Source organism: Actinospineispora eucalypti (assembly GCF_039543365.1).
GTDB classification, from domain to species: Bacteria; Actinomycetota; Actinomycetes; order Mycobacteriales; family Pseudonocardiaceae; genus Pseudonocardia; species Pseudonocardia eucalypti.
This window is the reverse complement of record NZ_BAABJP010000004.1, coordinates 83,213-94,025: the sequence shown is the minus strand read 5'-3', so window position 1 is coordinate 94,025 and position 10,813 is coordinate 83,213. Positions and strand designations below refer to the sequence as shown.

The following is a 10,813-nucleotide window of genomic DNA, read 5'->3' as shown; positions in this document are numbered from 1 at the left end:
CGTGCCCGGCCGGCGGTGTGGGTTGCGGAGCGTGGCCGGTGCTGGTCGGGTTCGGGGTTGGGCAACGAGTGCGGTCGGGCTGGCGGTAGATCAACATCATCGATAGAGACGTTACCCGCGAGTAGAACGTCAGTGAGGATGATGTCGATCTTCATCGACCCCTGGAACGCCGAATAGCCGCGACGAACCGGCGCGTCTGGGCCGACGACAGTCCCAAACCACTAGCTGAATGCCCGTGCGGGCGATTCCACCTCGAGGAGCCGGACGCGGCAAACCTGACCAACACCAGCCACGCCCCGTAACGAGGCCGGCGGCCGGGAGCGGACGCCGCGGCAGGGCCGCTACCGCACCGCCGTACAGGCTGTTTTCGAACCTGACCCCCGGCCGAACCGGCGCGCCGGTGTTGACGACGGGCGCGGCGCCCTAACTGAACGGCATTGGGACTAGAGCCGCATGCCGGCGGTCTCGCGAAGACCGATGAGGCTGAGCAGCGTCAACACCGCCGTGGCGATCAGGAAGTAGGCGGGGGAGGTTGCGTTGCCGGTGTGGGCGATCAGCCAGGTGGCGATGTAGGGAGCGGTGCCGCCGGTGGCGATCGCGGCGATGTTGAAGCCGAGCGCGAAGCCGCTGTACCGGATCCGGGTGCCGAACACCTCGGCCAGCGTGGCGAACAGCGGCCCCATGATCGCCGCCTCGCACAGCCCGAGCACACAGTGGCCGATGATCGCCGGAACCAGCCCGCCGAGCTGCATCAGCTGGAACATCGGCAGGGTGAGCACGATGAAGCCCACGCTGCCGATGGCCAGCATGCGTTTGCGCCCGATCCGGTCCGACCACAGCCCGAACAGCGGGATCGCCACGGTGGCCACGACCAGGGTTCCGGTGGTGGACCAGTTGGCGGCCGCCGCGCCGAATCCGGCCTCCCGCTGCAGGTAGATGGTCAGATAGATGAACACGATGTAGTAGCCGGAGAAGTCCACCAGGGCGATGCCGATGGTGCGCACCACCGATCGCGCGGACTTGGTGACCACCTCCACGATCGGCAGCTCGGCGACCTCGCCCCGCGCCTCCAGCGCCCGGAACGCCGGCGAGTCCTCCAGGCGGATGCGCACGTACAGCCCGATCAGGCCGAACGGCAGGGCCAGGAAGAACGGCAGCCGCCAGCCCCAGGCAGCGAGCTGCTCGGGACTCAGCACCTGGTTCAGCAGCCCGATCAGCCCGGAGGCGATGAGCAGGCCCACCATGGAGCCGACCTGCGGCATGCTGCACAGCAGCCCGCGCCGCTCCGGCGGGCTGATCTCGGCGACGTAGGACCCGGCCCCCGGGTTCTCCCCGCCGGCGGAGAGGCCCTGCACCAGGCGCGCCACCACCAGCAGCAGCGGTGCGGCCACCCCGATCGACGCGTAGGTGGGGAGCACGCCGATGGCGAAGGTCCCCGCCGACATGACCAGGACGGCGGTGGCCAGCGCGGTGCGGCGCCCGAACCGGTCGCCCAGGTGCCCGAACAGGACCCCGCCCAGCGGCCGGACCAGGAACGACACCGCGAACACCGCGAAGGTGGCCAGCAGCGCGGCCGTGGGCTCGTCGGAGGGGAAGAACCGCGCGGCGAAGGTGGTCGCCAGGTAGCCGTAGATGCCGTAGTCGTAGTACTCCACGGCGGAGCCCACCGCCCCGGCGAACACCACCTTGCGGCGGGACACCGAGGTCGGTTCGAGCGTCACGGGCTCGCGGGGGGTGGTCGCTTCGGACATGGTCGCTCCAGCCGCTCAGGTGGTTCGTTGCAGGACCGCGCGGTACCGGATCTCCACGCCCGGGGTGAACCGGGCGAAGCCGCGCACCCGGGCCAGCTCCTCACTGGTCAGCACGTTCCGGTGGGTCATGTCGTAGAGCGCCAGGAAGCGCCGTTGGTGGCCGAGGGCCCGGAACCGGCGGCCCCCCAGCAGCCCGGCCGGGCGCACCTCGGGAACGTGGGTGGCGTTGTACCAATGGTCGAACTCGGCCAGGTCGATGTCCGGGGCGACGTCGATCTCGATCTGGAAGACGTGGCGGGCGCTTTCCGCCAGCGGCACCGCGTCCGGCACCGCGAAGATCTCCTGGTACCAGTCGCCGGTTCCCTCGGCCGGTTCGGGCCCCGCGACCTCCAGCGCGGACTGCCAGGCGCCCGGGCCCTCGAGCACCTGGAAGAGCGTCTCCGGGGTCGGCTCGGCCGGCGGCGCGGCGAGGCTGGTCAACCGCAGCAGCGCGCTCATAGTCCGGTCCCGGTCGCGCCCGAGGACAGCGACTCGGTGAGCGCGCCGTACAACTCGGGACGGCGATCGCGGAACAGGGTCAGGTAGCGCCGCTGGGCCCGGAGGTCGGCGCCGGCGAGCACCGCCCGGACCGCCTCCTCCTGGTCAGTGTCCGAGCTGGCCAGGGTGTCCCCACTGGGGCCGGCGGCCGCGCTGCGGCCGTAGAAGGTCATCGTGTCGTCGGTGCCGGTGCGGTTGCAGCCGAGGAAGAAGACCGCGTTCTCCATCGCCCTGGTGGCGCAGCGCTGGATGATGCTGTCCGGCGGCACCTTGCCCGGCTGCACCGCCGACGCCCAGAGCGAGACGACGATCTCCGCGCCGCGCAGCGTCTGCACCCGGGCCAGCTCCGGGAACCGCACGTCGTAGCAGAGGTTCAACGCGATGTTGCCCAGCTCGGTGGGGTGGACGTCCACGGTGTCCCCGGCGATGTAGTACTCCTTCTCGTCCCGGCAGGCGTGCACCTTGTGGTGCACGCCGATCACCGCGCCGTCCGGGCCGATCAGCACCGCGCTGTTGTAGAGCACCTCCGGGATCACCGGATGGGTCTGCGAGATGCCGGCCACCACGTGGCAGCCGGCGGCCCGGGCGGCCGCCGCGAGCCGTTCGGTGGTCGGCCCGGGGATTGGCTCGGAGGCCCGGTAGAGCTGCTCGGCGAACCGGTCGTCCCGGGCCGATTGCACGTAGCCGGTGCTGCTCAGCTCGGGGAAAACCACCAGCTCGGCCCGGTGCTCGCGGCCCTCGCGCTCGATGAAGCCGGCCATGCGCTCGGCGTTGGCCGCCGGTTCGAGCGGCTTGGCATCGAGCTGGACGAGCGAGACGCGCACCTGGTCCTTCATGAGCGGGGACCGTACCACGTGATGGTATATAGAAACCACTGTATGGTTTACTGAAAAGATGAGACGCGTAGCTACCGGACCGGTGTCGTTGGCGGACCTCCCGGTGCAGGCCTCCCCGTCCGACGGTCGGCTGTGGCAGGACACCTGGCCGGAGGGCACCCGGCGGCGGGTCTACGCCCGCGACGAGGGGAACACCGACGCGAGCACCTTCCTGCTGAACTTCCCGCCCGGCTACGCGCGGCCCCAGGAGCTGGAGTACCTGCGGCACAACCCGCGCGGCCGGTTCGAGTACCACACCTGCCACGAGGAGCTGTTCGTCCTCAACGGGGTGTTCAAGTTCGACGACTGGTACGAGATCAAGAACTTCGGGTACTTCAACCACCCCCCGTACTGGCTGCACCCGGCGCACCAGCACGCGCCCGAGGGGGTGGACCTGTTCATCAAGAACTCCGCGCCGGTGGACTTCCTGTACGCGGACATCCCGCCCGACTGGGACCGGACGGAGTACCTGGCCGACGGGTATCCGCACGTCACCCGCAGCCGGCCGGTGACCGGGGTGGAAATGGCGGACATCCCCTGGGAGCCGGTGCTCGACCCGGACGGCGCGCCGACCGGCATGGAGGGCAAGCACCTCTGGGACGACCTGGACGGGGGCTGGACCACCTGGCTGATGCGCGTCCCCGCCGGCTGGACCGGGACCGGGCCGGCCGCCGCGACCCCGGGCGGCGACGAGTTCCTGGTGCTCGAGGGCGACCTCACCCTGGACCGGGGGGCCTCCATGACCCTCGGCCCGATGGGCTACCTGTGTGATCCCGAGACCTTCGTCTACCCCGGGGCCGGCACCGGCTCGGAGGCCGGCTGCCTGGCCGTCCGCTGGACCAGGGGTGATCCCCTCGGCCTGCCCACGCTGCGCTTCTGACCGCGATGCGCCTCGGAATCTCGCTCGGCATGGCGGGCCTCGGTCTGCGAGAACAGCTCGCCGTGGCCCGGCGCGCGGAGCGGGCCGGGGCGGACTCGCTGTCCAGCCTGGAAGCCGGTCACGACGTGTTCGCCGTGGCGGCGGCGCTCGCCGGGGAGAGCGCGCGGGCCAGGCTGTTCTCCGGCGTGGCCACCTGGGTCCGCCCGCCGGTGGCCACCGCCCGCGCCGCCGCCACCGTCGACGAGCTCAGCGGCGGCCGGTTCGTGCTCGGGCTCGGGACCATGCCGCGCGCCTGGAGCAGCGACTACTACGGGATCAGCGCCGACCGGCCGGTGGCCCGGATGCGGGAGTACGTGCGGGTGGTACGCGGCGCGCTGGGTTCGGCCGGCGAACCCTTCCACCACCGGGGGGAGTTCTTCGAGGTCCGCGGCTACCGGTTGCCCACGGCGCCGGTCCGTTCCGAGGTGCCCATCCACCTCGGGGCCACCGGCGCGGCGATGGCCCGGCTGGCCGGGGAGGCGGCGGACGGCGTTCTGGTCAACTTCGTGTGTACGCCGGACTGGCTGGACCAGGTGGTGCTGCCGGCCGTCCGGGCCGGCGAACGCGCCGAGGGGCGGCGGGTCGAGCGGGGCATGCTGCTGTGCTGCGCGGTCGGCGACGACCGGCGGGAGGCCCGGTCCTGGCTGCGCGGCTCCCTCGCCGGGCACCTGCGCGTGCCCTACTTCCACCGGGTGGCCGAGCACGCCGGCTTCGATCTGACCCCGGCCGGGCGGCTCGCCGGGTCCGGCGACACCGAGGGTGCGCTGGCCGCCGTGCCAGACGCGCTGGTGGAGCGCATCGGCGTGGCCGGCGGCGCGCGGGAGGTGGCGGAACGGCTGCGCACCCTGGCCGGGAGTCTCGACCACGTCCAGCTGATGCCGCCCCGGCACCTGCACGGACCGGCGTTGGGCGAAGCGGTCGACGGCATTCTCGAGGTCCTTCGGATGACCGGCGGATCGGTTGACTGACTGTGGGGCGTCGGATACACATACTCCACAGAATGAATTGACTGTTTCATCTGGTGGAACAGATTGAGAGAGTGATCAAATGGTTGCGACGGAGCAGCCCAAGCCGGGTCACCCCACCAACAAGATGGGCAAGATTGCGTTCGCCGCTCTGTCCGCCTCGAGCATCGAGAACTACGACTTCTTCATCTACGGAACGGCCGCCGCACTGGTCTTTCCGCGGATCTTCTTTCCGAACCAGAGTTCCCTGACCGGCGCCATGCTCAGTTTCGCCACCTTCGCGGTGGGCTTTGTCGCCCGGCCGGCCGGCGGAATTCTCTTCGGGCACATCGGCGACGTCTACGGCCGCCGGCGGGCGCTGATCGGAGCGCTGGTCGGGATGGGGCTGGCCACCACGTTGATCGGGTTGCTGCCCCCGCACCAGGTCATCGGGATTGCCGCCCCGCTGCTGCTCGTGCTGTTGCGCTTCCTGCAGGGAATCGCCCTCGGCGGCCAGCAGGGCGGCGTGGTGCTGCTCGCGCTGGAGAACGCCCCGCCCCGGCGGCGGGGCTTCTACTCGAGCTTCGCCCAGGCCGGTGGGCCGGCCGGGATCATCCTCGGCAACCTGGCGTTCATCGCGGTCATCCGGTCCACCGCCCCCGAGGCGTTCGAGTCCTGGGGATGGCGGGTCCCCTTCCTGGCCAGTGCGGTGCTGATCGCATTGGCGATCCGGCTCCAGTTCACGCTGGAGGAAACCGCCGCCTTCCAGACATTGCGGAAGGCGAAGCAGGAACAACCGGCCCGGGACATGAAGTCCTCTCCGGCGCTGCGGGTGTTCCGGGGCAACTTCCGGCGGATCGTGATAATCGCCGGCGCCTATATCGGCATCAACGTCACGTACTACCTGTTCATGACGTTCGCGGTCTCCTATTCCACCAGTGTTGTCGGCATTTCCCGGGACACCGCCCTGCTGGCGGTGCTGGTCGCGGCGGCGGTGCAGTTGGTGATGCTGCCGGTGTCCGGCGCGGTGTCCGACCGGGTGGGCCGCCGGGTCATGCTGCTCGCCGGTTCGGGGGCGCTGGCCGTGTGGTCGTTCGCGTTCTGGCCGTTGCTGAACACCGGGTCGACGCCGTTGATCATGATCGCGTTCATCGTCGGCCTGGGCCTGCTGCACACCGTGATGTACGGCCCGCAGGGCGCGTTCTTCGCCGAGGCGTTCTCCACCGGGCTGCGGTACTCGGGCTTCTCGCTCGGCCTGCAGCTGGGTTCGGTTCTGGGCGGCGGTCTCGCGCCCCTGATCGCGACGTCGCTGTTCGCGGCCACCGGAACCTCTTTCTCGATCACCGCGTACATGGCGCTGGTGTGCGCGATCACCTTCGGCGCCGTGCTGCTGATGCCGGAAACCCACACCAAGGACATCGATGTCCCCGAGGAACAACACGAACAGGAGGCGGTCAATGACCATGCCCACCCGAAGATTGGGTGAGCTCGAGGTCGGCGCCCAAGGACTCGGCTGCATGGGGATGAGCGAGTTCTACGGCGGCGCTGACGAGGCCGAGTCCGTGGCCACCATCCATCGCGCGCTGGATCTCGGGGTGTCCCTGCTGGACACCTCGGACATGTACGGCTACGGCGCCAACGAGGAGCTGGTGGGCCGGGCGATCCGGGGCCGGCGGGACGAGGTCGTGCTGGCCACCAAGTTCGGCGTGGTCCGCTTCGCGGACAACCTGTCGCGGGGGGTGCGCAGCGACCCGGAGTACGTGCGCCAGGCCTGCGACGCCTCGCTCCGCCGCCTGGGCGTGGACCACGTGGACCTGTACCAGCAGCACCGGGTCGACCCTGCCGTCCCCATCGAGGAGACGGTCGGCGCGCTGGCCGAGCTGGTGGCGGCGGGAAAGGTGCGCCATGTCGGGCTTTCGGAGGCGTCCCCGGAGACGATCCGCCGCGCCCACGCGGTGCACCCGATCACTTCCGTGCAGACCGAGTGGTCGCTGTGGTCGCGGTCGATCGAGGAGGAGGTCGTCCCGGTGTGCCGGGAGCTGGGGATCGGGATCATGCCCTACTCGCCGCTCGGGCGGGGGTTCCTGACCGGCCGGTACCGGTCGGTGGACGATTTCGAGGAGGGCGACTTCCGGCGCACCTCGCAGCCGCGGATGACGCCGGAGAACCTGGAACGGAACCTGGCGTTCGTGCGCGCGCTCGAGGCGTTGGCACAGGAACGCCGGGTGACGGCCGGCCAGCTGGCGCTGGCCTGGGTCCAGTGCCAGGGCCCCGACGTGGTGCCCATCCCGGGGACCAAGCGCCGCAAGTACCTCGAGCAGAACGTGGCGGCGGTGGGCCTGGCGCTGTCCCCGGACGACATCGCGGCGATCGAGAACGCGGTACCGGTCGAGCAGGTCGTCGGCGCGAGGTACGCCGAGGACCGCGCCAAGCTGCTCGATTGAGGTCCGGGATGCGTTTCACGGAACGGGTGGTCGTGGTCACCGGGGGCGGCGGCACCGGGCTGGGCAGCTCACTAGCCCACCATTTCGCCGCCGAAGGCGCGCGGGTGGCCGTCGTCGATGCCGACGAGGACGCCGCGCGGGCGGTCGCCTCGGCCGTCCGGGCGGATGGCGGGCGGGCGCTGGCGGTCCGGACCGACGTCCGGCGCGAGGACGACGTGGACGCCATGGTTGACACGGTGATCGGCGAGTTCGGCCGCATCGACGTACTGGTCAACAACGCGTTCACCTCCAATCCCGCCCCGATACTGGAGGCCCGTTTCGAGGACTGGGTGCGGGACATCGACGTCGTGCTGAACGGCACCTTCCTCTGCTCGCAGCGGGTGCTGCGCGGGATGATCGGCCGGCGCAAGGGGGCGATCGTCAACATCTCCTCGGTGAACGCGCACACCCACGTCGGCGCGTCGTCCTACAGCGCGGCCAAGGCCGGCGTCGAGGCGCTCACCCGCAACCTGGCGGTGGAACACGCTCCGTACGGGATCCGGGCGAACGCGGTCGTCCCCGGCACGTTCCGCACGGACGTCTGGAAGGCCCGCCAGCGGATCGACCCGGACATCCTCGACCGCCTGGCCAGCTTCTACCCGCTGGGCCGCGTCGGGACGACCGACGACATCGCCGCCGCCGTGCTGTTCCTGGCCTCGGACGACGCGTCGTGGATCACCGGGGCGCTGCTGCCGGTGGACGGCGGGTTGCTGGCCGGGAACCCCCAGTTCGCCTGGCAGGCCCACCCGGAGAACCCGGTCGTGCGGCCGTGAACGACATCGCCCGATGGACGGCGACCGCACTGGTCGAGGCCTACGCCACCGGCGAGCTGTCCCCGGTGGAGGCGACCCGGGCCGCGCTGCGGGCCGTCGATCGGCACAACGACGACCACCGGGCCTTCTGCCTGGTCGACCCCGACGCGGCCCTGGCACAGGCCAGGGCCTCCGAGGAGCGCTGGCGGGCGGGACGCCCCCTGGGGCGCCTGGACGGGGTGCCGGCCTCGATCAAGGACCTGTTCCTCACCCGGGGCTGGCCGACCCTGCGCGGCTCGAAGCGCGTCGATCCCGGCCAGCCGTGGGCGGTGGACAGCCCGGTCGCCGCCCGGCTCCGGGAGAACGGCCTGGTCCTGCTGGGCAAGACCACGACGTCGGAGTACGGCTGGAAGGGGGTGACCGACAACCCGATCGACGGCATCACCCGCAACCCGTGGGACCGCTCGCGGACGGCGGGCGGATCCAGCGGCGGCAGCGCGGTGGCGGTGGCGACCGGCATGGGTGCGCTGTCCGTGGCGACCGACGCGGCCGGCTCGGTGCGGATTCCCGCCGCCTTCTGCGGGGTCGTCGGCTTCAAGCCCACCTACGGCCGCATCCCGCTGTACCCGCCCAGCGTGCTGGGGACCCTGGCGCACGCCGGACCCATGGCCCGCTCGGTGGCCGACATTCCGCTGATCATGGACGTGCTGGCCGCACCGGACCCCCGGGACCCGACGGCGCTCGAACCCCGGGCGGCGAGCTTCCACGGGAGGGCATGGGCCGGCCTGCGGGTGGCGTTCTCGCCCACCCTGGGTTACGTGGACGTCGACCCGGAGGTGGCGGAAATCGTCGCCCGGGCGGTCGCCGGCCTGGCGGCGCACGGGCTGGTCGTGGAGGAGGCCGACCCCGGTTTCGCCGACCCGTTCCCGGCCTTCGACGTGCTCTGGTCGGCGGGCTATGCCCACTCGTTCGCGGTGAGCACCGGCGGCCGCGCGGCCGATGTCGATCCGGGACTGCGGGCACTGGTGGAGCGGGGCGCGCACCACTCCGCGACCGACTACCTCGAGGCCCACGGTGAGCTGCTGCGGCTGGGCATCCACATGGGCGAGTTCCATACCCGCTTCGACCTGCTGATCACTCCGACGGTGCCGATCGAACCGTTCGCGGCCGGTCATGACGTACCGCCGCACAGCGCCATGACCAGCTGGGCGCAATGGGCACCGTTCAGCTTCCCGTTCAACATGTCCCGGCAGCCGGCCCTCAGCGTCCCGGTCGGGTTCACCTCGCGCGGCCTGCCCGTGGGGCTGCAGGTCGTCGGGCCGAGGCACCACGACGAACTGGTACTGACCGTGGGCGCGCTGCTGGAGCGGCCCTCGAGAACCTGGGAGTGCGATGAAGTTCGGGGTTGACACGTTCGTGACGACCGAGGGCATCCGCCCGGACCGACTGGCCACGGCCCTGGAGCAGCGCGGCTTCGACGCCCTGCTCCTCACCGAGCATTCGCACATACCGGTGAAGCGGGAGAGCCCGTGGTCCGGCGGGGACGTGCTGCCCGACGTGTACTACCGGACCTTCGACCCGTTCGTGGCGCTGGCCGCCGCGGCAACCGCGACCTCCACCCTGAAGCTGGGCACGGCCATCGCCCTGCTCGCGCAACGCGACGTCATCCAGGCGGCCAAGGAGGTGGCAACCCTCGACCAGCTCTCCGACGGGCGGGTCCTGTTCGGGGTCGGGGTCGGCTGGAACCTCGAGGAGATGCGCAACCACGGGATCGACCCGAGGACCAGGGGAAAGCTGCTGAACGAGAAACTCGCGGCGTTGAAGGAGATCTGGCGCGACGACGAGGCCGAGTTCCACGGGACGTACGTCGACTTCGACCCGATCTTCTCCTGGCCGAAGCCGGTGCAACGGCCGCACCCGCCGGTCTACGTCGGCGGTGAGAGCCCGGCGGCGCTGGCCCGGCTGGTCCGGTACGGCGACGGCTGGCTGCCCAGGGCCCGGACCGCGCCCGCCGAGGTCCGCCGGGTGTTGTCCTGGCTGGCGGAGCAGGGCCGAGGCCCGATCCCGGCCACCCTGTGCGGCGCGCCCACCGACCCCGACCAGCTCGCGGCCTTCGTCGATGCCGGCGTGGACCGGGTCACCTTCACCCTCCGCACCGCGCCGGAGCCGGACACCCTGCGCGACCTCGACGAGCTGGCCACGCTCACCGAACGCTTCCGCTGACCGGGCCGGGCGGCGCCGCGCCGACTCGGCCGAGCTGCGGTTGCGGCCCGACGCCACGGCTGGCGATCAAGCCTGGGGCGGGTGCCGGATACTGCCATCGGACGGACGACGAAGGAGCATGCCGATGCCGTTGATCCAGGTCACGCTGGCCCGGGGCCGCAGCCCCGAACAACTGGCCGCACTGGGCCGAGCCCTGACCAAGGCGGCCGAGGAGTCGATCGGCGCCAAACCGGAGACCGTGCGAGTGGTGCTGCGGGAGTGCGAACCCGAGCACTGGTTCGTCGGCGGCGAGTCGATCGCCGAGCTCCGAGCCGCCGGCAAACGCTGAG

General features: G+C 71.2%; 11 protein-coding genes. 8 read left to right on the top strand and 3 right to left on the bottom strand.

Features of this window, described 5'->3' with window-relative positions:
• Positions 1 to 443: 443 nt before the first annotated feature.
• Genes ABEB12_RS05475 through ABEB12_RS05465 form a run of 3 tightly spaced genes read right to left on the bottom strand, consistent with a single transcriptional unit; the run spans position 444 to position 3,124 of the window.
• Positions 444 to 1,751 (bottom strand): MFS transporter, encoded by a 1,308-nt coding sequence (locus ABEB12_RS05475; RefSeq protein ID WP_221498215.1) that lies wholly within the window; start codon positions 1,749 to 1,751, stop codon positions 444 to 446.
• Between the two features lie 15 nt (positions 1,752 to 1,766).
• On the bottom strand, positions 1,767 to 2,249 hold the full coding sequence (locus tag ABEB12_RS05470) for a hypothetical protein (protein ID WP_185062678.1): 483 nt from the start codon (positions 2,247 to 2,249) through the stop codon (positions 1,767 to 1,769).
• Positions 2,246 to 3,124, bottom strand: a complete 879-nt coding sequence (locus ABEB12_RS05465; protein ID WP_185062677.1) for a nitrilase-related carbon-nitrogen hydrolase — start codon at positions 3,122 to 3,124, stop codon at positions 2,246 to 2,248. Before ABEB12_RS05465 ends, ABEB12_RS05470 begins: the two co-directional genes overlap by 4 nt.
• Before the next feature lie 58 nt (positions 3,125 to 3,182).
• On the opposite strand from ABEB12_RS05465, the gene ABEB12_RS05460 reads away from it, so the two are divergent.
• The 8 genes from ABEB12_RS05460 (at position 3,183) to ABEB12_RS05425 (ending at position 10,812) form a co-directional block, all read left to right on the top strand.
• Positions 3,183 to 4,043 carry a hypothetical protein gene (locus ABEB12_RS05460; RefSeq protein ID WP_185062676.1) on the top strand — a complete coding sequence of 287 codons (861 nt, stop codon included), beginning with the start codon at positions 3,183 to 3,185 and terminating at the stop codon, positions 4,041 to 4,043.
• 29 nt (positions 4,044 to 4,072) lie between these two features.
• Positions 4,073 to 5,050 carry an LLM class flavin-dependent oxidoreductase gene (locus ABEB12_RS05455; protein WP_185062675.1) on the top strand — a complete coding sequence of 326 codons (978 nt, stop codon included), beginning with the start codon at positions 4,073 to 4,075 and terminating at the stop codon, positions 5,048 to 5,050.
• Between the two features lie 79 nt (positions 5,051 to 5,129).
• Entirely contained in the window at positions 5,130 to 6,512 is a 1,383-nt protein-coding gene (locus tag ABEB12_RS05450; protein WP_185062674.1) for an MFS transporter, read from the top strand.
• Positions 6,490 to 7,470 (top strand): aldo/keto reductase, encoded by a 981-nt coding sequence (locus ABEB12_RS05445; protein WP_221498400.1) that lies wholly within the window; start codon positions 6,490 to 6,492, stop codon positions 7,468 to 7,470. The genes ABEB12_RS05450 and ABEB12_RS05445 overlap by 23 nt, the downstream gene beginning before the upstream one ends.
• An 8-nt stretch (positions 7,471 to 7,478) precedes the next feature.
• Complete coding sequence (locus ABEB12_RS05440) at positions 7,479 to 8,282, top strand: glucose 1-dehydrogenase (protein ID WP_185062672.1); 804 nt, start codon at positions 7,479 to 7,481, stop codon at positions 8,280 to 8,282.
• A complete protein-coding gene (locus tag ABEB12_RS05435) occupies positions 8,279 to 9,670 on the top strand; it encodes an amidase (RefSeq protein ID WP_345702587.1) in 1,392 nt (463 codons plus the stop codon). The genes ABEB12_RS05440 and ABEB12_RS05435 overlap by 4 nt, the downstream gene beginning before the upstream one ends.
• Positions 9,654 to 10,484, top strand: a complete 831-nt coding sequence (locus ABEB12_RS05430; protein WP_185062671.1) for a TIGR03619 family F420-dependent LLM class oxidoreductase — start codon at positions 9,654 to 9,656, stop codon at positions 10,482 to 10,484. The genes ABEB12_RS05435 and ABEB12_RS05430 overlap by 17 nt, the downstream gene beginning before the upstream one ends.
• A complete protein-coding gene (locus ABEB12_RS05425) occupies positions 10,381 to 10,812 on the top strand; it encodes a tautomerase family protein (protein ID WP_345702586.1) in 432 nt (143 codons plus the stop codon). Before ABEB12_RS05430 ends, ABEB12_RS05425 begins: the two co-directional genes overlap by 104 nt.
• Position 10,813 lies beyond the last annotated feature (1 nt).